The sequence below is a fragment of the Pseudomonas sp. Pse1 genome, from assembly GCF_024519635.1.
In the GTDB taxonomy this organism is placed as follows: domain Bacteria; phylum Pseudomonadota; class Gammaproteobacteria; order Pseudomonadales; family Pseudomonadaceae; genus Aquipseudomonas.
Map to the genome: position 1 here is coordinate 1 of NZ_JALJRO010000031.1, position 24,668 is coordinate 24,668.

The following is a 24,668-nucleotide window of genomic DNA, read 5'->3' on the forward strand; positions in this document are numbered from 1 at the left end:
AGCGGCAACCGGGTCGAAACCGGTGGCACGCACGGTGATCACTTTCACTGCAGCGTTGGACTGTACGGTCGCGATGGCGTTACCGGCGTAGATCGGACGCTGGAAGGTGTCAGCGCTGACCACGGCGATGATCTCGGAGATCTGGTCAACGTCCAGCTGCGCGGCAACGCGTGGCAGGATGTTTTTGCCGTTGGAAGTAGCGGCAGCCAGGATGTGGCTGTAGCCCTTGCCCAGCTCGGCTACCAGCGGCGCAACGTTTTCCGGCAGTTGGTGAGCGTAGGCAGCGTTGTCGGCCACCAGTACTTTGCTCACGCCAGCGATTTTTGCAGCGGCCTCAGCCACGGCACCAACGCCCTGACCCGAAACCAGTACATGCACGTCACCACCGATTTTGGCGGCAGCGGCCACGGTGTTCAGCGTAGCCGGGGCCACTGCTTTGTTGTCGTGTTCAGCGATTACCAAGATAGTCATGATTAGATTACCTTCGCTTCGTTTTTCAGTTTCTCGACCAGTTCAGCCACCGACTTGACCTTGATACCCGCGCTGCGTGCAGCAGGCGCTTCGACTTTCAGGGTTTTGTTGGTGGAGGCGGTGGAAACGCCCAAAGCATCAGGAGTCAGCGTTTCAAGCGGCTTCTTCTTGGCTTTCATGATGTTTGGCAGGGACGCATAACGCGGCTCGTTCAAACGCAGGTCGGTGGTGACGATCGCTGGCAGTTTCAGGGAAACCGTCTGCGCGCCGCCGTCGATTTCGCGAGTCACGGCAACGCTGTCGCCATTGACTTCGACTTTCGAAGCGAAAGTGCCCTGACCGTAGCCGCTCAGTGCAGCCAGCATCTGGCCAGTCTGGTTGTTGTCACTGTCGATGGCTTGCTTGCCCAGGATCACCAGCTGTGGCTGTTCCTTGTCGACAACAGCTTTCAACAGCTTGGCAACGGCCAGGGAAGTCAGATCTTCGGCGGATTCGACGAGGATGGCGCGGTCGGCACCCAGAGCCAGCGCGGTACGCAGTTGCTCTTGAGCGGTGGACGGGCCGATGGAGACGACGACGATTTCAGTCGCAACACCCTTCTCTTTCAGGCGTACGGCTTCTTCCACTGCGATTTCGCAGAAAGGGTTCATCGACATCTTGACGTTAGCGAGATCGACGCCGGAGTTGTCCGCTTTGACGCGAACCTTGACGTTATAGTCGACCACTCGTTTGACAGCTACAAGAACCTTCATGGATTCCTCGTTACTCTCCGGTGAAAAGAAAGTCGCCTAGGCGAACCTGGTGGTTGAGCTCAACGGCGCAAGGGCACCTCTAAAAACGCCGGCAGTGAATGGGTGACTCCGCTCACGGGCTCAATGACCGTTCGTCAGGGGTGACTGACGAGTCGTTGCCTTGCATGGCGTGTAAACTGCGCAGCGAACTCTTTCTGCACGTCACCTTGTATTGCCTTCGCCCTGTCTTTAGAGGTGCTCTTGAAACCAACAGCCAGCCTACGGCGAGCGCAAAACCGCCCGTATCTTGACCGGAACACCCATTCCGGTCAATACGGCAAAACGGTCAGTTATCAGCCGCGCGTCTTTGATTTATCAGGCTTCCAGCAAATTCAAACAAACGTTTGTATTGGACGCTGAGAGTGGTGTAGATATAATGCGCCACCCAGAGAGAAGGGTGAGCCATCGATTGTCCACTGGCCGGCGTCACGGAGCAATCCGTTGATGCGACACCAAACCTCCAATTAGAAAAAAAACTGTTGAGCCTTGAGTAGGAGATAACCTGTGGAACGCGAATACATGGAATTCGACGTGGTCATCGTCGGTGCCGGCCCCGCTGGTCTTTCCGCCGCCTGCCGATTGAAGCAGAAGGCCACCGAAGCCGGTAAGGAAATTAGCGTCTGCGTGGTCGAAAAAGGCTCCGAAGTCGGCGCACATATTCTGTCCGGTGCGGTGTTCGAACCTCGGGCGCTGAACGAATTGTTCCCCGACTGGAAAGAGCTCGGCGCCCCACTGAACACGCCGGTCACCCGCGACGACATTTTCGTGCTGAAAAATGCCGAAAGCGCGCAAAAAATCCCTGACTTCTTTGTGCCCAAGACCATGCATAACGAAGGCAACTACATCATTTCCCTGGGCAACCTGTGCCGCTGGCTGGCCCAGCAGGCCGAAAATCTTGGCGTGGAAATCTACCCAGGCTTCGCCGCCCAGGAAGCGCTGATTGACGAAAATGGCGTGGTGCGCGGGATCATCACCGGCGACCTCGGTGTCGATCGCGAAGGCCATCCGAAAGACGGCCTGTACACCCCAGGCATGGAATTGCGTGGCAAGTACACCCTGTTCGCCGAAGGCTGCCGTGGCCATATCGGCAAGCAACTGATCAAGCGCTACAACCTGGACAGCGACGCCGACGCCCAGCACTACGGCATCGGCCTCAAGGAAATCTGGGAAATCGACCCGGCCAAGCATCAGCCAGGCCTGGTGGTCCACACCGCCGGCTGGCCGCTGGACATTATGGGCACTGAAAACACTGGCGGTTCGTTCCTTTATCACCTGGAAAACAACCAGGTGGTGGTCGGCCTGATCGTTGACCTGTCCTACAGCAACACTTACCTGTCGCCGTTCGACGAGTTTCAGCGCCTCAAACATCACCCGGTCCTCAAGCAGTACCTCGAAGGCGGCAAGCGCATCAGCTACGGCGCGCGGGCGATCTGCAAAGGTGGCCTGAACTCGCTGCCGAAGATGGTGTTCAAGGGCGGCGCGCTGATCGGTTGCGACCTCGGCACCCTGAACTTCGCCAAGATCAAGGGCAGCCACACCGCCATGAAGTCCGGCATGCTCGCTGCCGACTCGGTGGCCGATGCGCTGTTCGCCGGCTCCGAAGGCGCGGACGAACTGACCAGCTACGTCGATTCGTTCAAGTCCAGCTGGCTCTACGAAGAACTGTTCGCCAGCCGCAACTTCGGCCCAGCGATCCACAAGTTCGGCGCGATTGTTGGCGGTGGTTTCAACTGGCTCGACCAGAACATCTTCGGCGGCAAACTGCCGTTCACCCTGCATGACACCAAGCCGGACTATGCATGCCTGAAGCTGGCGGCAGACTGCAAGAAGATCGACTACCCGAAACCGGACGGCAAACTCAGCTTCGACAAGCTCAGCTCGGTGTTCATCTCCGGTACCAACCACGAAGAAGAGCAGCCTTGCCACTTGAAGCTGGCCGACGCGAGCATTCCGATCAGCAAGAACCTGCCGCTGTACGATGAGCCCGCCCAGCGTTACTGCCCGGCTGGCGTGTACGAAGTGGTGACTCAGGAAGACGGCGAGAAGCGCTTCCAGATCAACTCGCAGAACTGCGTGCACTGCAAGACCTGCGACATCAAGGACCCGGCGCAGAACATCACCTGGGTTACCCCGGAAGGGGCTGGCGGCCCGACCTACCCGAACATGTAGGTCACCCACCGGTACAACAGGAGGCTCCCGAATGGGGGCCTTTTTGTTGCCCGCGATTCACGCCACCCGCTCTTCCCCGGGGCTGCGTTCAAAGTAACGCTTGTACTCACGACTGAACTGCGAGGTGCTTTGATAGCCGACCCGATGCGCCACCTGGGCCACACCCAGCCCTTCCGCCACCAACAACGTCTGCGCCTTGAGCAGGCGCAAGCGCTTCAAGTATTGCACCGGCGACAACAGGGTGCTGCGCTTGAAGTGCTCGTGAAAGGTCGAAACACTCATATTCGCGCAACCGGCCAGGGTTTCGACATTCAGCGGCTCGGTGTAATGCGCATGCAGATGGCTGATCGACGCCGCGACCCGGGCGAACTGTCCCTGCTGCTCCACCAGTGCGCGCAAGACATCGGCCTGCGGTCCGCGTAACGCGGTGAACAACAACTCGCGCACGCGAGCTGGTCCGAGAATCTGGCCTTCCAGCGGATCGTGCAGACTGCGCAGCAAGCGTTCGACGCAGCCGCGCATGTCATCGTCGAGCACCACCGAAGTCATCGACTCCGGCGTTTGCGCTGGAATGTGCCGCCCCGGGGCCAGCCCCATCGCCAGCACCAGCTCACCGAGCAGCACGCGGTCGATTGCCACCGACACCCCCAGCAACGGGGCATCCGGCAAGGCAAAGGTTTCGCACTCGAACGGCACCGGCAGCGCCTGAATCAGGTAGTGCCCGGCGCCATACTCCATGGTGCGTGGGCCCAGGAACGCCAGTTTGCTGCCCTGGGCGATGATCATCAGGCTCGGCTCATAAATGTGCGGGCCACGCGCCACGTCGCAACTGGCGCGCAAGACTTGCACGCCGGACAACCCGGTCTGGCTGTAACCGTCGCGGAGCGCCAGCGGCTCGATCAACGAAACCAGCGTGGCATTGGCATCAAGGTGGCGGGTCAACTGCATTGGATGGGTCTTCAAAAAAGTCACGGAAAAAGGCATGCAAGCATCATCGCAGATCCTTTTGCCAATGCGATTGCCAAGACTTGCATGCCGGAGGATTAGGCATGAGACCCGGAGGAATCGTCATGGCCGCAGCGGCAGTCGGCGCCCAGAATGCGCCACCTCACCTGTCACTGCTTCTGCGAGGTTCTTCATGTACACCGCTATCGGATATGCCGCACAATCGGCCACCACTCCCCTCGCCCCGATGAAATTCGAACGCCGCAGCCCACGCGCTGACGACGTGGCGATCGAGATCCTGTACTGCGGCGTCTGCCACTCCGACATCCACCAGGCACGTAACGAATGGGGCATCGCGGTTTATCCGCTGATGCCCGGCCACGAGATCGTCGGAAAAGTCACCGCCATCGGCGCGAACGTCACTCAACATAAAGTAGGCGATCTGGTCGGCGTTGGTTGCATGGTCGACTCCTGCCGCACCTGCGCCGCTTGCCAGCAGAACCTCGAGCAATACTGCCTCGAAGGCCCGACCATGACCTACGCCACCCCGGACCGGGTTGACGGCAGCAACACCATGGGCGGCTACTCCGACAGCATCGTGGTCAGCGAGCACTTCGTCGTGCGCATTCCCGAGCGCCTCGACCCGGCCAGCGCCGCGCCGATTCTCTGCGCCGGCATCACCACCTACTCGCCACTCAAGCACTACGGCGTCAAGGCCGGCGACAAGGTCGGGATTCTCGGCATGGGTGGTCTCGGCCATATGGGCATCAAGTTCGCCAAGGCCATGGGCGCTGAAGTGACCGTGTTCACTCGCTCTGCGAGCAAGGCTGAAGAAGGCCGACGCCAGGGCGCGGACCATGTGATCGTATCCACCGATGCCGCCCAGATGACAGCCGCCGCCGGCCAGTTCGATTACCTGCTCGACACCATTCCGGTGCAGCACGACCTCAACCCCTACCTCGATACCCTGCGGTTTGACGGCGTGCACATCCTCGTTGGCCTGATCGAACCGGTGGACCCGCCAATGCATGCCGGCAAACTGGTGATGAGCCGCCGGGTGCTGGCCGGTTCGCTGATTGGCGGCATCGCCGAAACCCAGGAAGTGCTGGATTTCTGTGCCGAGCACGGGATCACCTGCGACATCGAAATGCTCGATATCCGTCAGATCAATGAGGCCTACGCCCGCATGATCGCCGGTGACGTGAAATACCGCTTTGTCATCGACATGGCGACCCTGAAAGTCTGACCGCTCCTTCAACGACCCTCGGCAAAATCGCGCAAGACATTGCCATCCATGCGATAGCGCACCCACTCTTCCTGGGGTTGGGCGCCGAGGGATTTGTAGAAGTCGATGGCCGGGGTGTTCCACTCCAGCACGCTCCACTCGAAACGCCCGCAATCATTGGCGCAGGCAATTTTTGCCAGATGGCGCAGCAGTTGTTTACCGGCACCGCCGCCACGTTGTTCCGGTGTGATGTACAGGTCCTCGAGGTACAGGCAGTTGCTGCCCAGCCACGTCGAATAGCTGAAGAAAAACACCGCGAAACCGATCGGCAGACCGTCGCGCAGGCAAATCAAGCCATGGGCCGTCGCGCCCTCACTGAACAGACTGCGCTCGATGTCGGCGACACTGGCGATGACTTCATGGCGAGCACGCTCGTAATCCGCAAGCTCAGTGATGAACGCAAGAATTTGTGGTGCATCGCTCGGCGTAGCCGGGCGGATCTCGATCGACATAGACGTCCCTTGAGAACGAATGAAAACGCCATACTATGTCGGCAATCGGCGTTCGTCACACCCCCGCGATAAAACTTTGTCAGCCCTGCCTTACTCCACCGTCCACTAACCCTGAAACCACTAACCACACAACATATGCCTGCGCGGGCCATGGTAGATAAGAGCTCGATAACAACAACAGGCCACGAGATCCATCCATGTCCACTCGCACTACCTCGGACGGCGCCATGCCGACCAGACTGTTTGGCCTGTTTTGCCTGGCCAGTTATCTGCTGTCGCTGTCCTACGGCTCGACCTTCCTATTGTCGCTGCTGATCAGCTCACGCGGCGGCAACGAACACGATGCCGGCAGCGTGATTTCGGCGGCGATGCTCAGCACCTTCGCCGCCGTTATCCTGTCAGGACACCTGTCGGACGCGCTGGGAGCCGCACGCTCAGTTGCGATCTTCGCCGGTTTGCTGTTGCTGGCCAGCCTGGGCTTTGCCCTGACACCCGGATTCGGCAATACCCTGGTGTTTTTCGGCCTGACCCTGGGCCTTGGCTGGGGCGTGTTCTACACCTTGGGACCGATCATCGTGGCGATGCTGGTGGAGCCAGCACAACGGGCGCGATACTTCGCCCTGCTGTCGGGCAGCATGATGACCGGGATCGGCTCCGGCCCTTTGCTCGGCCGCGCCGCCAGTGCGCTGGGATTGCCCTTGACCAGCGCGTTTTACCTGGCGGCACTGGCCAGCCTGTTCGGCGGCCTGATCTTCTGGCGCCTGGGGCTGATCCTCAAGCAACGCCCCAATCAATTGGGCAGCGCTGCCGTCTCGCGCATCTCGTGGGCCGCGGCATCGCGAGTGATGTCTTCCAAAGCGCTGTTCGCCATTCTCATGGTTGGCCTGGGCGGCTGCGTATTCGGCGGTTTGTCGAGTTTCCAGACCAGCTACGCAGCGTCCCGCGCACTGGACTACTCGCTGTTCTTCCTCGGCTTCATGAGCGCCGCCATCACCAGCCGCCTGCTGCTGGCCGGCTGGGTGGTCAAGCGCGATCCGTACCTGGCCTCATGCCTGCTGTCGGGGCTGATGGTGGTGTCTATCCTGATGTTTGCCTATCGGGTCGACGACGCCCTCACCTATTTGATGGCAGCCGCTGCGCTGGGGGTCGGCTATGGCCTCACCTATTCGGTGATCAACGGCCTGGCCGCCAACGAGGCACCGCCCGGCCATACCCCGCAAGCCCTGTTGTTGTTCAGCCTGGGGTATTTTGTCGGGGTCTTCGGCTTTCCATGGTTGGCGGGCAGGATCATCGTCGAGCAAGGGCTGTCGACGATGCTGCAAGTGGTGCTGGCTGTGGCGTTGTTGAACTGGTCGATCACCGTTGGCCGGCTGCTCTGGCGCCGGCTTATCACCAGCAAGACATTGCGAGCGGCCTAGGGATCAGGGTTCAAGACCGATCCGGAAGAACTCGCCGCCGCTCCACACACCCAGCCAACGCTGACCGTCGAGTTCGCGGCTGACGGCGAGTTCGACCAGTTGATAGAACACGTTGCGATGAATCAGCGCTTCGAGGTTGGAGCGCACATGCACATAGGGCGCTGGCTCCTGGGTCTGCGGGTCAATGACCACGCGCAACGGATGCTCCTTACCGGCCTCGGTCAGCTCTTCGACGTTGGTGGTAAAGCGCAGCACCTGGGCCTCACCCTCTCCCTCCACTTCCAGGGTCACCGCGACAAAAGGCGCGTCATCCACCTTGATCCCGACCTTCTCCACCGGAGTCACCAGGAAATAATCATCACCGTCGCGGCGGATGATGGTGGAGAACAGCTTGACCATCGGCTTGCGCCCGATGGGCGTGCCCAGGTAATACCAGGTGCCGTCGCGGGCGATGCGCATGTCGATGTCGCCGCAGAAGTCGGGGTTCCACAAATGAACCGGCGGCAAGCCTTTGGACTTGGGAATTTGCCCCAACAGATCGTTGGCCTTGTGCGGATCACTCATCTCACTCTCCCAATCAACTACTGATCGCCGAGGCCGAGCAGGCTGCGCGCATATTGCGCCAGCGGCGGCCCGATCAGATCTTCTGGCTTGTTATCGTGGAACGTCAGTAAACCGCCACGACTCTTGATCCGTGCAGTATCAATCAAATACTGGGTGCTGGTCTCGATCAACATCAGCTGAATCACCCCACTGTCGATCCCGAGGCGGTCCACGGCTTCCTGGTCCAGCCATTCATCCGAGTTACCGATGCGGTCATCGGCGCTGGCGAAACGGGTGTACAGCAAATAGTGCGCACCGGCCGCCCGAGCCTCGCCCATGGCTGCGTCCAGGCCTTCGGGAGCACGTGCGCGGCGGACCATCGGGAAATATTCGATAAAGCCGTTGAAGGCCTGTTCGGCGACCACGTTCTGCCGAGGATCGGCGCTACCTGGCGGGGTGAACGGGCCCTGGGCAATATAGATGAAGGAGTCGGGTTGAATGCGCAGGTTGTTCACCCGACGGCTGTCGCTGTGATCGAGAAAGCCGGCATCGCTCATCTGATAGCGAACCCCTTCCCCCATGTCACTGACAGTCATGCAGCCACCCAGCGCCAACGCGCTGAGCAGCAAAACCAGGCTACGCATCCTTCCCCTCCAGAAGCCGGTGACGGAAAACCGGCGAATGTCGACAGGATGCAGCTTCCGCGCCAGCTCAGCCGCCGATGATTTTCATCACCGTTGCGCCACCGGAAAACGCCACGTCCTGCTTGTCGCCCAAGGCTTTGACCAGCAAGCGCTGGAGGGCTGGCAAGGCTTGGTGGCGCGGTTTGTCCAATAGATCGCCGACAAAGTGGCGATTGCTCGACGACAGGCAACCGTGCAGCCAGCCCGTGGAGGACAGACGCAGCCGTGAGCAGGTCCGGCAGAACGGCACACTTTCGTTGGCGATCACGCCGAAATGGCCATGGCCGGGAATGGCATAACGCACCGCCGTCGCATCCAGCGGTGCATCGGCTTGCAGGTACTCATAGCGCTCGCCAATCAGCTCGAGCAACTGCTGCAGGCTGACGAACTGTTGCAGGAAGCCGTTGGAGTCGCTGGCCAGATGGCCCATGCGCATCAGTTCGATGAAGCGCAGCTCGTAATTGCGCTCCAGGCAGTAATCGAGCAATGGCATGACCTGATCGAGGTTCTGCCCGCGCAGCGGCACCATGTTGACCTTGATCCTGATCCCGGCGGCACTGGCCTGCTGCATGCCATCGAGCACCGTTGGCAGGTCGCCGCCCCGGGCGATACTGCGAAAGGCCGCGGCGTCCAGGGTGTCGAGGGAAACGTTGATGCGGCGAATGCCGGCGTCCACCAACAGGGGCAGTTTCTTGGCGAGCAATTGGCCATTGGTGGTCAGGCTGATATCCGCCAGGCCCATCTGCCCCACCGCGCGCATGAAGGTCTCGAGCTTGGGACTGACCAGCGGCTCGCCACCGGTGATGCGCAGGCGTTCGATGCCCGCCGCTTCGATCAGATAGGCGACTCCGCGCGCCATGGCTTCGGCCGACAGCTCATCCTGCGCCGCCACCAGGCGCTTGCCATTGGGCACACAATAGGTGCAGGCATAGTTGCAGGCGGAGGTCAGGCTGACGCGCAAATTGCGAAAACGTCTGCCTTGTCGGTCAACGATCATGGATTACTCCGGCGGAGGTCGATTCGGAAAGTCTAAAACTTGACTCACAAATCAAGTTTTAGCAATACCTAAGCCTGAGTATATTCCTGGGGCACTGCGCCATACAGGGAAACATGGCGCAATAAAGCAGCTGAATGAATCAGCTGCTCGAGGTGTCGGTATCGCGCTTGCGCTTGTTACCCATGCGCACGCCGATGTCCATCAGGAACTGGAAGAAGCCTTCCTGATCTTCCAGCACATTGCTCCAGAACGGCGAGTGATACAGCGCCACCGCGCCGTGGACCAGGGCCCAGGTCGCGCAGTAGTGGAAATACGGCGGCACGTCTTCGAGCTTGCCTTCGCTGATACGGCCCTTGATCAGCAAGGTCAGGCGTTCGAAATTGGAGGCACGGATCTTGTGCAACTCCTCGACCATCTCCGGCACCTGGTTGCCCTTGACCACCTTTTCTTCCAGGCGATCGAACAAGCGGTAGCGCTGCGGATCACGCATGCGGAATTCGAAGTAAGCCCGGGACAGGGCTTCCTTGTCCTTGTCGACATCGGCCGAATGCAGCAGCTCGTTCAGGTCGCGCTCGTAGTCGAGCATCAGGCGCAGGTAGATCTCCGCCTTGGACTTGAAGTGCTTGTAGATGGTGCCTTTGCCGATTCCCACGGCATCAGCGATCATCTCGACGGTGACACTGTCTTCACCTTGTTCGAGGAACAGCTTGAGCGCGGTGTCGAGAATTTCTTGCTCGCGGCGACGAAACTCACGGACCTTACGAGGTTCTTTGTGCATAAGAAAAAGGTCTGTAGGGGTCAAAATTCGAAGCCGGGTATTATGCCTAACTTGCGCCAAATTGCACGGATCATCCGAGCATGACCCAGTTTCTTGTTGAATTTGTGTCAGCTTGCGTCAGACAGTGCTGACGGCGAGCACCGCCAAACCGGTCAATCAGAGCCCCTCCCCAGCGGTTCCGTCCAGCAATGAGAACTCAAGCGAAGCGCCGGTATTCCAAATTTGTTTAAGAAAGCCGGGGGATCAAACTGGACTGCGCGCAATACTGATCAATACTTCAAATGTCGGCGCGTCATCTCCCCCAAGTGACGCGTGGATATAGGCGCCAACGGACCGAGTGCCTTTGTTTTACTCCTAATGGTCTTAACCCGGATTCACCCCCCAGAACCCGGGTTTTTTTTGCCCGCGATTTGACCTCGCAGGCGATCAGGCGGGCCTGACGTGCGCCAGCGGGAACAATCGCTTGAAGTTCTGGGTGGTCTGCTCGGCAAAGCGCTCGTAGGATTCGCCGCGCAACATCGCAAGGAACTCTGCCACTTCTCGCACGTATTGCGGCAAGTTCGGCTTACCCCGATACGGGATCGGCGCCAGGTACGGTGAATCGGTCTCGACCAGCAGTCGGTCGGCAGGCACCTTGCCGGCAACGTCACGCAGGGCATCGGCGTTGCGGAAGGTGACGATACCCGACAACGAAATGTAGAAGCCCAGATCCAGCGCGGCCTTGGCCATCTCCCAGTCTTCGGTGAAGCAGTGCAGCACCCCGGCCTGGGGCAAGGCGGCTTCGCGCAGCAGGCTTAGGGTATCGGCGCGCGCGCCACGGGTATGCACAATCACCGGCTTTCCGGTCTGCTGGGCGGCCTGCAGGTGCAAACGGAAGGATTCCTGCTGCAACTCGGCCGCTTCCGGCTCGTAATGGTAATCCAGACCGGTTTCGCCGATAGCTACCACCCGTGGATGATTCAACTCCTGCAGCAGCCAGTCCAGCGCCGGCGCAGCGCCCGGCTGCACATCCAGCGGGTGAACGCCCACGGAGCAGTCGACGTCGGCATAGCGTTCCGCCAGCGCTTTGACCTCGGCCGCGTTGTCGACGCTGACGCCGATGCACAGGAAGTGTCCGACGCCGCGCTGGCGGGCCGCCTCAAGGGCTGCATCAAGTGAGCCATCGTGGACGGCCAGGTCGAGGCGGTCGAGGTGGCAATGGGAATCTACAAGCATAGTGAGGCTACAACTCAATCGTATCAGTGGGACGGTCGGAGCTTGTCCGCATACCGCATTTTAACGTTGGCCAGGCAACCCAGCCCATTGCACCAGCAAGGCTTCAAGCAACAGCACGCGATTGAGGTTGGCCTTGCTCAGGACTTTCTGGCGCTGGCCGAGGATCCAGTCCTGGATGTTCAACACCTTGTCCTGGGCCGACTTCTGCGCCAGGTACTGGACCACCTTACGCATGTCAGGCAGACCCAGGCCCGCCTCGTCTTCGGTCAATTGATAGCGCAGGATCAGGCTCGACCAATCGCAGAACCAGTCGAACAGCAACAGCAGCGGTATCGCATTCCAACCCTCCGCCAACTGGGTCGGCGATTGCTGCTGCTTGAGCAGTTTCTTCACCCCGTCGACCACCTGGGCACGTTGTTCACGTACACCCTGGGCCTGCAGTGCGACCGCCGCCAGCGGCGAACCAGCAGCCAGGGTCAGCAATTCGCCACGCTCCTCCTCGCTGCACTCCGGCAAGGCCGTCGCCAGCCATTGCAGGCTCGCGGCCTCGCTGGGCAGCGGACAGGCCTGCTGCACACAGCGGCTCTTGATCGTTGGCAGCAGGCGACTGGACTGGTGGCTGACCAGCAGCAATACGGTATCGCCCGAAGGCTCTTCAAGACTCTTGAGCAAGGCGTTGGCGGCGTTGATGTTCATCGCCTCCACCGGCTCGATCAACACCACCTTGCGTCCGCCCAACTGCGCAGTCTGCACCACGAAACCGACCAGTTCACGAACCTGGTCGACCTTGATCGCCTTGTCCGCCTCTTCCGGCTCGAGGATGTAATTGTCCGGGTGGCTGCCAGCCTTGAGCAGCAGGCACGATTTGCACTGGCCGCAGGCCACCAGCCCTTGCGGCTGCTGGCACAGCAGTCGCGCCATCAGACGCTCGGCCAGCGCCCGCTTGCCTATACCTTTCGGGCCATGGAGCAGATAGGCATGAGCGTGCTGTGTGCGACCGGCCAACTGCTGCCACAGGCCGTCCTGCCAGGGATAGGCCTCAGCCACGGTGGCGCTCCAATAGTTGAGGCATCAGCCTGTCCAGCGAACGCTGAACATCGGCAAGCGGCTGCGCGGCATCGACCAGCAGGTAACGCGCCGGATCAGCTTTGGCACGCTCAAGGAAAGCACTGCGCACGGCGTCGAAGAACACCCTGCCCTCCAGCTCAAAGCGATCCAGGCGGCCACGGGCACTGGCGCGGGCCATGCCGATTTCCACCGGCAGATCGAAGATCAGGGTCAGGTCCGGGCGCAGATTGCCCTGGACGAAGGTTTCCAGCGCCGCAATACGCTCCAGCGACAAGCCACGGCCACCACCCTGGTAGGCGTAGGTCGAGTCGGTAAACCGGTCACAGAGCACCACCGCACCGCGCGCCAAGGCCGGACGAATGACCTCGGCCAGGTGCTGGGCACGGGCAGCGAAAACCAGCAGCAGCTCGGTATCCGGGTTCATGACTTCATCGACCGGCGCCAGCAGCACCTCGCGGATTCGCTCGGCCAGCGGGGTACCGCCCGGCTCGCGAGTCAGCAGCACCTCGACCCCGGCGTTGCGCAAGCGCTCGGCCAGGTATTCGCGATTGGTGCTCTTGCCGGCGCCTTCCGGCCCTTCCAGGGTAATAAACAAGCCAGTCACAGGCAGTCCTTAGTCAGAGTCATTGCGGGCTTTGCGGGGATGCAGTGTCGGGTTGAGGCTCAGGCACGGCTGCCGGCGGCTGCTCTTCTGGCACCTCGCTCGGCCCCTGCTCATCCGGCACGGGGGCATCATTGACCGGCGCCGGGCTCGAACGGTAGTCCGCACGACGCTTGAGCTGATACTCGCGCACCGCGCTGTTATGGGCATCCAGGTCATCGGAGAAAACATGACTGCCATCACCGCGTGCGACGAAATACAGGCTGCTGCCGGATACCGGATTCAGCGCTGCATGAATGGCTTCGCGACCGACCATGGCAATGGGTGTCGGCGGCAGGCCGAAAATCACATAGGTATTGTAGGGCGTAGGCTCTTTCAGCGAGGCCCGGGTCAACTTGCCGTTGTAGCGCTCACCCATGCCATAGATCACCGTCGGATCGGTCTGCAGCATCATGCCCATCTGCAGGCGTCGCACAAACACCCCGGCAATCTGCCCACGCTCCTGCGGCACGCCGGTTTCCTTTTCCACCAGGGACGCCATGATCAGCGCCTTGTAAGGGTCGGTGTAAGGCAGGTCCGGCGCACGCTTGGCCCATTCCTTGGCCAGCACGTCCTCGAGCCGATCGTAAGCTTTCTCCAGCACATCGGCATCGCTCATGCCCCGCACGAAGCGGTAAGTATCAGGAAAAAACCGGCCCTCGGGGAATACGCCCGGATGGCCAAGTTTCTCCATCAGCTCGCTGTCGCTCAAGCCAACCAGGGTTTGTTCGAGTTTGTCGTTTTTCGCCAATGCCGCGCGAACCTGGCGGAAGTTCCAGCCTTCGACCAGGGTCAGGCTGTACTGGACCACTTCGCCACGCTGCCAGACACCGATCAGACCTTGCGCAGTCATGCCTGGCAACATCCGGTATTCACCACTGTGCAGAGGCTGGGTTGCCAGGTTGAAGCGCCAGTACAGGCGCAGCCAGAAAGCATCCTCAAGCACGCCGTCGGCTTCCAGGCGATTGAAGGTCCCGGACGGCGTCGAGCCCGTAGGTACATCCAGTAACTCTTCCTGAGTAATATTGAGCGGCTGCTCCAGCGCCGAATCGATTTTCCAGGCAGAAAAGCCCAGCGTCAGCCCCGCCAGAACCAATCCGGTTTCCAGCAGCAGCAAGAGTTTACGTCTCACGAATCAAGCATCCAGTAGTGCGCGGGCAATGCCTTGCAGTTTACGGGTGAGCGGCCCAACCGGCCAGCTCAGCGCAGCATACGCGCATACCGGCCAGATGCCGTACACGCTGTTGCAGACGAATACTTCATCGGCCTGCTGCAGTTGTTGCAGGCTGATATCGGTGATTTCAGTGGGGATACCCAGGGCACCGGCCCGGGACAACAACTCGCCACGCATCACGCCAGCAACGCCACAGCGACGCAAATCGGCGGTGATCAACACGCCTCCACAGACCATGAACAAATTACTGAAAACACCTTCGATGACTCGCCCATCCAGATCGAGCATCAAACCTTCGGCACAATCGCTGCCCTGCCATTCAGAACGGGCAAGCACTTGTTCAAGACGGTTCAGGTGTTTGAGACCTGCCAACAGCGGCTGGGTTGCAAGCCGTGTGGTGCAGGGAAACAGGTGCACACCTTGCTCCGCATGGACCGGCGGATAGGCGGCGGGAGGATTGCCTTGCAGGATGCGCCGAGGCGCAGCTGCGGGGTCGACGGCGTAACCGCGCTGGCTGTCGCCACGTGTGAGGATCAGCTTGAGTACGCCGTCGCCGAGGGCACCGGCATAGGCCAGCAGCTCGCGACGAACCAGGTCGTGATCCACCGCAATCGCCAGGCGCTGGCAGCCTTCGGCCAGCCGTTGCAGATGGCGCTCCAGCAGCAACGGCTGGCCCGCCTTGACGGCGATGGTCTCGAACAGGCCATCGCCGTATGCCAGGCCGCGGTCCTTGAGCGACAGGCTGTCAGCCGGTTGACCGTCGACCCAGCTGTCCATCAGTCGGCAAACCGACGGAACACCAGCGAGCCGTTGGTGCCGCCAAACCCGAAGGAGTTGGACAGGACCACGTCGATATCCATGTTGCGTGCAGTGTGCGGCACGAAATCGAGATCGCAGCCTTCGTCCGGCTCATCGAGGTTGATGGTCGGAGGCGCCACCTGGCCATTGATCGCCAGCACGCTGAAGATCGCTTCGACAGCGCCCGCAGCACCCAACAGGTGACCGGTCATGGACTTGGTCGAGCTGACGGCCAGCTTGTAGGCATGATCGCCGAACACGGTCTTGATCGCCTGGGCTTCGGCGAGGTCGCCGGCCGAAGTCGAGGTGCCGTGGGCGTTGATGTACTGCACCTGGTCGCCGTTGATCCGCGCATCGCGCAGGGCATTGGTGATGCAGCGCGCGGCGCCGGCACCATCTGCCGGTGGCGAGGTCATGTGATAGGCGTCGCCACTGGTGCCAAAACCGATCAGTTCGGCGTAAATAGTCGCGCCGCGGGCCTTGGCGTGCTCCAGCTCTTCGAGCACCAAGGCACCGGCGCCATCGGAGAGAACGAAGCCATCACGGCCTTTGTCCCACGGACGACTGGCGCGGGTCGGCTCGTCGTTGCGGGTCGACAATGCACGCGCAGCGCCAAAGCCGCCCATACCCAGGCCGCAAGCGGCCATTTCGGCACCGCCGGCAATCATCACGTCGGCTTCGCCGTAGGCAATGTTGCGTGCCGCCATGCCAATACAGTGAGTACCAGTGGTACAGGCCGTGGCGATGGCGTAGTTGGGACCCTGCACACCGAGGTGGATGGACAGGAATCCGGAAATCATATTGATGATCGAACCTGGCACGAAAAACGGAGAGATCCGTCGTGGCCCGGTGTCATGCAGGGTGCGGCTGGTTTCTTCGATATTGGTCAGTCCGCCAATACCCGAACCCATGGCCACGCCGATACGTTCACGGTTGGCATCGGTGACTTCCAGGCCGGCATTGCGCACCGCCTGAAACCCGGCCGCCAGACCGTACTGAATGAACAGGTCGAGTTTGCGAGCTTCCTTGACCGACAGGTACTCCTCGACATTGAAGCCCTTTACCGAGCCGCCAAAACGAGTGGAATAGGCAGAAAGGTCGGTGTGTTCGATCAGACCAATGCCACTGCGGCCAGCCAGAATGCCCTGCCAGCTGCTCGGCACATCCGTGCCCAGTGGCGACAACATACCCATACCGGTGACTACGACGCGTCTACGCGACACAGCACTCTCCTTTTTTTAAATGACGACTTTGCATCAGACCTAAAGAAAAAACCGCACGCCATGATGGCAGTGCGGTTTTTCCATGACAGCAGACAACGATTACAAACTATTACGCCTGGTGGCTAGTAACGTAGTCGATTGCAGCTTGTACAGTAGTGATCTTTTCAGCTTCTTCGTCAGGGATTTCGGTCTCGAATTCCTCTTCCAGAGCCATCACCAGCTCAACGGTGTCAAGGGAGTCGGCACCCAGGTCTTCTACGAAGGAAGCAGTATTGACCACTTCTTCTTCTTTAACGCCCAGTTGCTCAGCAACGATTTTCTTGACGCGCTCTTCGATGGTGCTCATACCTTGTTTTCACTCCTAATGGACAAATTCAGGCAGCTGGCCAGTGGGTAAGTGTATAGAAAGGCTTTTCAGCTTTTCAACTGAAAGCTTCACTCCTCGAACCCTGCAGCCATCTGCCTATAAATAGATTGCAGCTTTATAACGGATTTTAGACAGCTCGTATGACATTTTTTTGAAGCAATCCGTCACATTTAAACCTACATGTACATCCCGCCGTTCACCGGGATTGTAGCCCCAGTCACGTAAGCCGCACCGTCGGATGCAAGAAAAGCGACCACAGACGCGATCTCTTGAGCTTGTCCCAAACGGCCCAGCGGAATTTGCGTCTGCAAGGCTTCACGCTGCGCCTCGGGCAGCTCGCGGGTCATATCGGTATCAATGAACCCAGGGGTCACCGAGTTTACCGTAATCGAACGCGAACCAACTTCACGCGCCAGGGCGCGGCTGAAACCTTCCAGACCCGCCTTGGCGGCGGCATAGTTTACTTGGCCTGCGTTGCCCATGGCACCCACAACCGAGCCAATACTGATAATTCGTCCCCAACGGGCCTTGGTCATGCCACGCAGAACCCCCTTGGACAGGCGATACAGACTGTTCAGGTTGGTGTCGATGACGTCATGCCACTCGTCGTCTTTCATGCGCATCATCAGGTTATCGCGGGTAATACCGGCGTTATTCACCAGAATCGCCGGCGCACCGAACTGCTCCTGAATGCTTGCCAGCACCGCACTGACCGATTCGTCGCTGGTAACGTTCAGCTCCAGGCCCGCGCCTTGAATACCGTGTTCTTTCAGCGTGGCAGCAATCGCCTCGGCGCCTTTGGCGGAGGTCGCAGTGCCAACAACGATGGCGCCCTGACGACCCAATTCCAGGGCGATAGCCTGGCCAATACCACGGCTGGCACCGGTAACCAGTGCAACTTTACCTTGCAGACTCATGCAAGCTTCTCCTAATTCAGGCCAGCGCTGCGCGAGCGGCAGCGAAGGCATCTGGGGTATTGAGGTTAGAGGTCGACACGCCTTCGGCGCAGCGTTTGTTCAATCCAGCCAGGACCTTGCCTGGGCCACACTCGACCAGTTGGGTCGCGCCATTGGCCGCCAGTGCCTGCACCGACTCGACCCAGCGCACTGGCTTGTAGAGCTGCTCAAGCAGATCGCGCTTGAGGGTTTCCAGATCAGCCGGCACCGCCGCGCTGACGTTCTGCACCAGCGGAATCTGCGGCGCTTGCCAGTTGATTGCGGCGATCGACTCGGCAAAGCGCTCGGCCGCCGGGCGCATCAGCTCGCAGTGCGACGGCACGCTGACCGGCAACGGCATGGCGCGCTTGGCACCACGCGCCTTGCAACCTTCGATGGCGCGCTCGACAGCCGCCTTGGCACCGGCGATCACCACCTGGCCCGGCGAGTTGTAATTGACTGCACTGACCACTTCACCCTGCGCCGCTTCGGCACAGGCTGCCACGACGTCGGCATCGTCCAGGCCGAGGATCGCCGCCATACCGCCCTGCCCGGCGGGCACGGCTTCCTGCATCAGCTTGCCGCGTGTTTCGACCAGCTTTACCGCGTCGCCCAGGCTCAGGCTGCCAGCGGCGACCAGCGCGCTGTACTCGCCCAGGCTGTGACCGGCGACGTAAGCCGGACGCGCGCCGCCTTCAGCCAGCCACAGGCGCCACAAGGCGATCGAGGCCGTGAGGATGGCCGGCTGGGTCTTGTCGGTCTGATTGAGTTGCTCTTCTGGCCCCTGCTGGGTCAGCGCCCACAGGTCGTAGCCCAGGGCATCGGAAGCTTCTTTGAAAGTATCGAGGACCACTGGATGTTGCGCGCCCAACTCGGCCAGCATGCCGAGGGACTGCGAACCCTGTCCTGGAAAGACGAATGCGAGGGAAGCAGACATGTAACAAGCCCCTAATGATCTTGTCGTCGGAGAATTGACGTCCCGTCATGGGGGACGCAAGAAACTGACAGTTGGATGGCCAATTGAACTGAGCGGTCACATTTAAGCATTGTCCGACGAAAATGCCTAAAGCAGCAAATCCTCCAGACGACCATGCAGGCGCTGCGGCAGGTTCTCCTGAATCTCGATCAGGGCGCGCTGGATTGCACTCTGAAAGCCCTGGACACCGGCCGAGCCATGACTCTTCACGACAATCCCCTGCAAGCCGAGAAAGCTCGCGCCATTGTGCCTGGCGGGCGCCAGGTCGGCCTGCAGGCGCTTCATCAGCGGCAGGGCCAGGGCACCGACCAGTTTTGTCGCCAGATTTTTCCTGAACAGCGCCTCGACGCGCCCGGCGATCATGGTTGCCAGGCCTTCGCTGGATTTGAGCAGGATGTTGCCGACAAAACCGTCACACACCACGACATCCGCCTCACCACGGTACAGGCCGTCCCCTTCGACAAAACCGATGTAGTTCAGCCCGCGGGCGTTTTGCAGCAGGGTCGCCGCAAGCTTGACCTGCTGATTGCCCTTGATGTCTTCGGTACCGATGTTCAACAACGCCACCCGGGGACGCACCACCCCGAGCGTCTGCGCCGCCACCGAACCCATGACCGCGAACTGGAGCAGGTGCTCGGCACTGCAATCGACATTCGCTCCCAGATCCAACAACTGGCAATAGCCGCGCTGGGTCGGGATAGCGGCAACCATGGCGGGCCGGTCGATTCCCGGCAGCGTCTTGAGTACATGACGCGACAAGGCCATCAGCGCCCCGGTATTGCCGGCACTGACACAGGCCTGAACCTTGCCATCTCGCAGCAACTCGAGCGCGACGCGCATGGATGAGTCGGGCTTGCCGCGCAGAGCCTGGGAAGGTTTTTCGTCCATGCCAATGACGTCGAGCGCAGGCGCAATCGTCAGGCGCGCGCGATCCACAGCCGACTGGCTGGCAATCAAATCTTCTAGAATGGAGGGTTGACCGACGAGGGTCAGGTGCAGCGAGGGCGTAACAGACAGGCAAGCGAGACTGGCCTGGACAATGCTGCGGGGACCGAAGTCCCCGCCCATTGCGTCAATCGCGATGACTTGAGCGGACAAGTGATTACTCGTCAGCGCCCTTGTCGATCACTTTACGGCCACGGTACACGCCTTCTGGCGATACGTGGTGACGCAGGTGAACTTCACCAGTGGTCTTTTCTACGGACAGGGTGCTTGCCTCGAGAGCATCGTGCGAACGACGCATGTCACGGGCGGAGCGGGATTTTTTGTTCTGCTGAACAGCCATAATTGATTAACTCCTAAACGTTTGGGTCACGCTTTAACTGCGCCAATACACTGAACGGGTTGGACCGCGTTACCTCGTCCTCGCTCGGTTCGGGCTCATCGAGACCCGCCGGCTGCTGGCATTCTTCCGGATGATGAGCAGGCACAATGGGCAAGGCGAGCAAAAGCTCCTCCTCGATCAGTGACTGCAGATCCAAAGGATCTTCGCCCAGTTCCAGCACGTCATAACCTTTCGGCAACGACTGGGTATTCGCACCCTCCTTTACCACAGCATAACTGCATTCGCTGTGAATCGGCAGGGTGACCAGCTCAAGACAACGCTGGCAAACCATTTTGACCTCGGTGTCGATAAAGCTGTGGATTACCACAGATTTACGTTCATCTCGTTCAAAAACGAATTTAGCCTGCACCGTACCGACGGTGTCGGAAAGCGGGTCGCAGAGTCTCTCCAAATCGGCCAGCAGTAGTTCACCTTGAAGGGTGGTGCCACGGTCAGCCAATTTGCGCGGGTCAACGTGAGGTGGAATCGGGTCATTCAACATAGGCGCAGCATTATAGGGATGCCCCCGCCCATGTCAAAGGAAATTCAGCCCTGTCCGTCACTTGGAAGCCCCGCTAGAATCGGCCACTGACTTTTGGAGAGCCTCATGCTGCCTTTATTACTCGCTTCCAGCTCGATTTATCGCCGAGAACTACTGGCTCGCCTGCAGCTACCTTTCATCTGCAGTTCCCCGGATATCGATGAAAGCCACCAGTCGGGCGAGTCCGCCATCGAGCTAGTAAAACGCCTGGCCGAGGCCAAGGCCCGGGCACTGGCAGACAGCCATCCCGCCCACCTGATCATTGGCTCGGACCAGGTGGCCGTTCTCGACGGACGCATCATCGGTAAACCCCACACCTTCGACAAGGCCCGCGAACAACTGCAGGCCGCCAGCGGCAGCCGCGTGACCTTCCTCACCGGCCTGGCGCTACTGAACAGCCACACCGGCACCTGCCAGATCGACTACGTCCCCTTCACCGTGCACATGCGCCCTCTCGACCCGGCGCGCATCGAGCGCTACCTGCATGCCGAACAGCCCTACGATTGCGCAGGCAGCTTCAAGGCCGAGGGCCTGGGCGTGAGCCTGTTCCAGAGCACCGAAGGGCCGGACGCCACCAGCCTGGTCGGCCTGCCACTGATCCGCCTGGTGGACATGCTACTGGCCGAAGGGGTGCAGATCCCGTAGCAGCAGCCGAGCACGCGAGGCTGCGCCAGCAGCCGGAGGTCGCCCGCCTGATCCGACAGAGGGTCGCTACGCAACCTAACGCAGCCTCCGGCAGCTGCTACACCCATAAAAAACCGGCCACGCAGGCCGGTTGTTTATGTCGCGCAACAGTCAGCGCAGGGCGGGGCCGTGAAAGCCCATCCACATAGCCAACTGCTCGGCCACACTGGCGCCGAGTTTTTTCGAGAAGCGATCGAACGGCGACTCCTGGATTGTGAAGTCGACCAACTCCTTCTCGCCAATCACGTCCCGCGCCACCGAACTGGCGCTGCCCAGGCCATCGATCAAGCCAAGCGGCAGCGCCTGCTCGCCCGACCAGACCAGCCCGGAAAACAACTCCGGATGCTCCTTGTCCTTCAGGCGATCACCACGCCCCTTTTTCACGCTGGCGATGAACTGCTGATGGGTGGTATCCAGCACACCCTGCCAGAACGCGGTCTCTTCCGGCTTTTGCGGCTGGAACGGATCAAGGAATGACTTGTGCTCACCGGAGGTGTAGGTACGACGCTCAACCCCCAGCTTCTCCATGGTGCCAACGAAACCGTAGCCGGCCGCCGTCACGCCAATGGAGCCTACCAGGCTGGCTTTGTCTGCGTAGATCTGGTCAGCGGCACTGGCGATGTAATAGGCCCCTGAGGCACCGAGATCGGAAATCACCGCATAGACCTTGGTATCTGGATGCAGATCGCGCAGGCGACGGATCTCGTCGTAGACGTAGCCCGACTGCACCGGACTGCCGCCCGGGCTATTGATGCGCAATACGATGCCCTTGACCTTGGTGTCCTCGAACGCCGCACGCAGGCTGCCGACGATGTTGTCGGCACTGGCCGGTTCCTTGTCGGCGATCACCCCAGTAATTTCAATCAGCGCGGTGTAACCCGGACCTCGGGTCGCGCTCTTTTCGATGTCCATCAGCGGCGTGAACAGAATCAACGCGATAAACAGATAAGTGAAGGTCAACAGCTTGAAGAAAATCCCCCAGCGCCGCGCTCGACGCTGTTCCTGTACACCGGCAAGCAGCGTCTTCTCGAGCAGCTTCCAGCTTTTTTCTTCGCCGTCATCAGCACTGGCTTTGACAGGCGCTTTCCATTCGTCAGCCATGGCTTGCACTCCAACCCGAATTCATTAGACCTGCCGACCCAGCCAGGTACGCAATTGTGAAAAATGATCGATCGCCAGTTGCGGTTCGAAGGCGCGCAAGGCGTCGATTGACTGGGCACCGTAGCTGACCGCCACCGACGGCACCCCGGCGTTGCGGGCCATCTGCAGGTCGAACGAGGAATCCCCGACCATCAGCGCCTGCTCGGGGCGCACCGCGCAATGGGCAAGAATCTGCTCCAGCATCAAGGGGTGCGGTTTGCTCGCCGTTTCGTCGGCAGCGCGGGTGATATCGAAATAATCTTCCCAACCATGGGATTTGAGCACCCGATCCAGACCACGACGGGCCTTGCCGGTGGCGACCGCCAGGTGATAACCCTGGTCGCGGAACGCTGCCAGCGACTCGACCACGCCGTCGAACAGCGGCGAGGGCTCAGCCTCGAGGGCAATGTAGTGATCGGCGTAGTGCTGACGGAAGGCCACCAGCTCGGCATCGCTGATTTGTGGATACAAAGTGCGAATCGCCTCCGGCAATCCCAGACCGATGATGCCCTTCACCGCCAGATCCTCGCACAGGTCGAAACCCGAGCGCTGCGAGGCGACATGCATCGCCTCGACAATCCGCCCGATGGAATCGGCCAAGGTGCCATCCCAGTCGAAAATCAGCAGCTTGTAGTCATTCCGCACTCAGGCGCTCCACGGTCTTGGCCCACATTTCGTCCACTGGCGCCTGCAGCTTGAGTTCACCGCCGTCGGGCAGCGGCACCGTCAGCATGTAGGCGTGCAGAAACAGGCGCTTACCGCCCAGCTCGCGAATTTCCTTGCTGAAATCTTCATCGCCGTACTTGGTATCACCGGCAATACTATGGCCGGCATGCAGAGTGTGCACGCGAATCTGGTGGGTGCGACCGGTCACCGGCTTGGCTTCGACCATGGTGGCAAAATCGCCGAAACGGCGCAGCACCTTGAATACCGTGAGGGCCTCTTTGCCCTCTTCATTGACTTCAACCATGCGCTCGCCGGAACGCAGATTGCTCTTGAGCAGCGGCGCACGCACCTGCTTGACCGCGGTCTCCCAGCGCCCACGGACCAATGCCATGTAGCGCTTGTCGACGCCATCGCCGCGCAGGGCAGTGTGCAGATGGCGCAACATGCTGCGCTTCTTGGCGATCATCAATAGACCGGAGGTATCCCGATCAAGGCGGTGGACCAACTCCAACTCCTTGGTGTCCGGGCGCAGCTGGCGGAAGGCTTCGATCACCCCGAAATTCAAGCCACTGCCACCGTGAACAGCAATCCCGGCGGGCTTGTTGATCACGATCAGGGCCTTGTCTTCGAAGACAATCGAGGCTTCCAGGCGCTGCAACAAACCCTGGGCCAGAGGCACCGGCTCGTCACGCTCGGGCACACGCACCGGCGGCACGCGCACGATGTCGCCCGCCTGCAGCTTGTACTCGGGCTTGATCCGCCCCTTGTTCACACGCACTTCGCCTTTACGCAAAATGCGGTAAATCAAGGTCTTGGGCACGCCTTTGAGCCGAGCGAGAAGGAAGTTGTCAATACGTTGGCCGGCATATTCCGGCGAGACCTCGAGCAGTTGTACGCCAGGGGTCGGGGGGGCAGTAGTCGTCATGCCGCGAATGATAACAATTTTTTATGGAATTGAAGCACTTAATCATTGCTGCTATAGTCGCGAACGCCGCCAAAAGCGGCCTGGACAGAGGACCAACGGCAAGTTGCCGGCCCTGACCAACGCAATTCATCAGGACGCGAGGCCGTCCTACGGGGCTTTCGCACCAACTGGAAGGTTCAGGATTGTAACAAGCGCAGGTGACATGAGGCCTGAAGCGAGTGCAGCAAGCAGAGTACCACTCGTCTGTTGCACCGATATTTACGGCCAGTTCACAAAGTGCAGTCAGTCCTGTTCCAGACCTGGGGCAAGAGTTTCGGAAACAACGCCTGAAACAAGCTGGGAGCCAGCCAAACAGCTTTCACCCAGTCTTGTGTAGCCATGAGCGTGGACTCCCCATTGGAGAACACGGTAAATGCCAACCCGTTGCGGATTCAGCGCGCGGCAGCACCCGAATTATCAG

At 60.2% G+C, this 24,668-nt stretch carries 26 protein-coding genes and 1 pseudogene; 4 read left to right on the plus strand and 23 right to left on the minus strand.

The window, feature by feature from the left end; translation table 11 throughout:
• Together NR126_RS26875 and NR126_RS26880 are read right to left on the minus strand one after the other, a co-directional pair.
• Positions 1-471 (minus strand): annotated as a pseudogene (locus NR126_RS26875) (electron transfer flavoprotein subunit alpha/FixB family protein); the annotation flags it as partial.
• 2 nt (positions 472-473) lie between these two features.
• Positions 474-1,223 carry an electron transfer flavoprotein subunit beta/FixA family protein gene (locus NR126_RS26880; protein ID WP_027618711.1) on the minus strand — a complete coding sequence of 250 codons (750 nt, stop codon included), beginning with the start codon at positions 1,221-1,223 and terminating at the stop codon, positions 474-476.
• A gap of 543 nt (positions 1,224-1,766) precedes the next feature.
• On the opposite strand from NR126_RS26880, the gene NR126_RS26885 reads away from it, so the two are divergent.
• Positions 1,767-3,431, plus strand: coding sequence for an electron transfer flavoprotein-ubiquinone oxidoreductase (locus NR126_RS26885; protein WP_027618710.1), 1,665 nt, complete (start codon positions 1,767-1,769; stop codon positions 3,429-3,431).
• Positions 3,432-3,488: 57 nt separating this feature from the next.
• On the opposite strand, the gene NR126_RS26890 is transcribed toward NR126_RS26885, so the two are convergent.
• Positions 3,489-4,379, minus strand: coding sequence for an AraC family transcriptional regulator (locus NR126_RS26890; protein ID WP_105755874.1), 891 nt, complete (start codon positions 4,377-4,379; stop codon positions 3,489-3,491).
• Positions 4,380-4,569: 190 nt separating this feature from the next.
• On the opposite strand from NR126_RS26890, the gene NR126_RS26895 reads away from it, so the two are divergent.
• Positions 4,570-5,622 (plus strand): NAD(P)-dependent alcohol dehydrogenase, encoded by a 1,053-nt coding sequence (locus tag NR126_RS26895; protein ID WP_105755855.1) that lies wholly within the window; start codon positions 4,570-4,572, stop codon positions 5,620-5,622.
• Positions 5,623-5,630: 8 nt separating this feature from the next.
• On the opposite strand, the gene NR126_RS26900 is transcribed toward NR126_RS26895, so the two are convergent.
• Entirely contained in the window at positions 5,631-6,113 is a 483-nt protein-coding gene (locus NR126_RS26900) for a GNAT family N-acetyltransferase (protein ID WP_027618707.1), read from the minus strand.
• Positions 6,114-6,310: 197 nt separating this feature from the next.
• Between NR126_RS26900 and NR126_RS26905 the strand changes: the two genes are divergently transcribed.
• The gene (locus NR126_RS26905) at positions 6,311-7,531 is read left to right on the plus strand and encodes an MFS transporter (RefSeq protein ID WP_256832372.1); all 1,221 of its coding nucleotides are present in this window, start codon (positions 6,311-6,313) and stop codon (positions 7,529-7,531) included.
• A 3-nt stretch (positions 7,532-7,534) separates the two neighbouring features.
• Here NR126_RS26905 and NR126_RS26910 read toward each other — a convergent pair whose 3' ends face one another.
• The 16 genes from NR126_RS26910 to NR126_RS26985 all read right to left on the minus strand — a co-directional run bounded on the left by NR126_RS26910 (position 7,535) and on the right by NR126_RS26985 (position 20,754).
• Complete coding sequence (locus NR126_RS26910; protein WP_256832373.1) at positions 7,535-8,095, minus strand: DUF1285 domain-containing protein; 561 nt, start codon at positions 8,093-8,095, stop codon at positions 7,535-7,537.
• Between the two features lie 17 nt (positions 8,096-8,112).
• Entirely contained in the window at positions 8,113-8,718 is a 606-nt protein-coding gene (locus NR126_RS26915) for a DUF4823 domain-containing protein (RefSeq protein ID WP_256832374.1), read from the minus strand.
• A 67-nt stretch (positions 8,719-8,785) separates the two neighbouring features.
• Entirely contained in the window at positions 8,786-9,754 is a 969-nt protein-coding gene (locus NR126_RS26920) for a GTP 3',8-cyclase MoaA (RefSeq protein ID WP_027618703.1), read from the minus strand.
• Positions 9,755-9,893: 139 nt separating this feature from the next.
• On the minus strand, positions 9,894-10,532 hold the full coding sequence (locus NR126_RS26925) for a TetR/AcrR family transcriptional regulator (RefSeq protein ID WP_027618702.1): 639 nt from the start codon (positions 10,530-10,532) through the stop codon (positions 9,894-9,896).
• Positions 10,533-10,958: 426 nt separating this feature from the next.
• Positions 10,959-11,747 (minus strand): TatD family hydrolase, encoded by a 789-nt coding sequence (locus NR126_RS26930; RefSeq protein WP_105755857.1) that lies wholly within the window; start codon positions 11,745-11,747, stop codon positions 10,959-10,961.
• Positions 11,748-11,807: 60 nt separating this feature from the next.
• Entirely contained in the window at positions 11,808-12,794 is a 987-nt protein-coding gene (locus NR126_RS26935; protein WP_027618700.1) for a DNA polymerase III subunit delta', read from the minus strand.
• Positions 12,787-13,419 carry a dTMP kinase gene (tmk, locus tag NR126_RS26940; RefSeq protein ID WP_105755859.1) on the minus strand — a complete coding sequence of 211 codons (633 nt, stop codon included), beginning with the start codon at positions 13,417-13,419 and terminating at the stop codon, positions 12,787-12,789. Before tmk ends, NR126_RS26935 begins: the two co-directional genes overlap by 8 nt.
• 19 nt (positions 13,420-13,438) lie before the next feature.
• A complete protein-coding gene (gene mltG / locus NR126_RS26945; RefSeq protein WP_256832375.1) occupies positions 13,439-14,587 on the minus strand; it encodes an endolytic transglycosylase MltG in 1,149 nt (382 codons plus the stop codon).
• A 3-nt stretch (positions 14,588-14,590) separates the two neighbouring features.
• Positions 14,591-15,406, minus strand: coding sequence for an aminodeoxychorismate lyase (pabC, locus tag NR126_RS26950; RefSeq protein ID WP_027618697.1), 816 nt, complete (start codon positions 15,404-15,406; stop codon positions 14,591-14,593).
• Positions 15,406-16,650 (minus strand): beta-ketoacyl-ACP synthase II, encoded by a 1,245-nt coding sequence (gene fabF / locus NR126_RS26955; RefSeq protein ID WP_027618696.1) that lies wholly within the window; start codon positions 16,648-16,650, stop codon positions 15,406-15,408. The genes pabC and fabF overlap by 1 nt, the downstream gene beginning before the upstream one ends.
• 109 nt (positions 16,651-16,759) lie before the next feature.
• Positions 16,760-16,996 (minus strand): acyl carrier protein, encoded by a 237-nt coding sequence (acpP, locus tag NR126_RS26960; RefSeq protein WP_003175607.1) that lies wholly within the window; start codon positions 16,994-16,996, stop codon positions 16,760-16,762.
• A 197-nt stretch (positions 16,997-17,193) separates the two neighbouring features.
• On the minus strand, positions 17,194-17,934 hold the full coding sequence (gene fabG / locus NR126_RS26965; RefSeq protein ID WP_027618695.1) for a 3-oxoacyl-ACP reductase FabG: 741 nt from the start codon (positions 17,932-17,934) through the stop codon (positions 17,194-17,196).
• 16 nt (positions 17,935-17,950) lie between these two features.
• The gene (gene fabD, locus NR126_RS26970; RefSeq protein WP_027618694.1) at positions 17,951-18,889 is read right to left on the minus strand and encodes an ACP S-malonyltransferase; all 939 of its coding nucleotides are present in this window, start codon (positions 18,887-18,889) and stop codon (positions 17,951-17,953) included.
• Positions 18,890-19,015: 126 nt separating this feature from the next.
• A complete protein-coding gene (plsX, locus tag NR126_RS26975; protein ID WP_081786356.1) occupies positions 19,016-20,026 on the minus strand; it encodes a phosphate acyltransferase PlsX in 1,011 nt (336 codons plus the stop codon).
• A gap of 4 nt (positions 20,027-20,030) precedes the next feature.
• Positions 20,031-20,213 (minus strand): 50S ribosomal protein L32, encoded by a 183-nt coding sequence (rpmF, locus tag NR126_RS26980; protein ID WP_003179396.1) that lies wholly within the window; start codon positions 20,211-20,213, stop codon positions 20,031-20,033.
• A 13-nt stretch (positions 20,214-20,226) separates the two neighbouring features.
• On the minus strand, positions 20,227-20,754 hold the full coding sequence (locus NR126_RS26985) for a YceD family protein (RefSeq protein WP_004371317.1): 528 nt from the start codon (positions 20,752-20,754) through the stop codon (positions 20,227-20,229).
• Between the two features lie 105 nt (positions 20,755-20,859).
• Here NR126_RS26985 and NR126_RS26990 point away from each other — a divergent pair, with 105 nt between their 5' ends.
• Positions 20,860-21,438 (plus strand): nucleoside triphosphate pyrophosphatase, encoded by a 579-nt coding sequence (locus NR126_RS26990; protein ID WP_105755860.1) that lies wholly within the window; start codon positions 20,860-20,862, stop codon positions 21,436-21,438.
• A gap of 150 nt (positions 21,439-21,588) precedes the next feature.
• Here the strand turns inward: NR126_RS26990 and sppA are convergent, their stop codons facing one another.
• The 3 genes from sppA to rluC are packed head-to-tail and all read right to left on the minus strand — an operon-like array spanning position 21,589 to position 24,208.
• Entirely contained in the window at positions 21,589-22,578 is a 990-nt protein-coding gene (sppA, locus tag NR126_RS26995) for a signal peptide peptidase SppA (protein ID WP_027618691.1), read from the minus strand.
• Between the two features lie 24 nt (positions 22,579-22,602).
• Positions 22,603-23,262: an HAD-IA family hydrolase gene (locus NR126_RS27000; RefSeq protein WP_105755861.1), complete on the minus strand. Its 660-nt coding sequence runs from the start codon at positions 23,260-23,262 to the stop codon at positions 22,603-22,605.
• Positions 23,252-24,208 carry a 23S rRNA pseudouridine(955/2504/2580) synthase RluC gene (gene rluC / locus NR126_RS27005; protein ID WP_105755862.1) on the minus strand — a complete coding sequence of 319 codons (957 nt, stop codon included), beginning with the start codon at positions 24,206-24,208 and terminating at the stop codon, positions 23,252-23,254. Before rluC ends, NR126_RS27000 begins: the two co-directional genes overlap by 11 nt.
• Between the last annotated feature and the right edge of the window lie 460 nt (positions 24,209-24,668).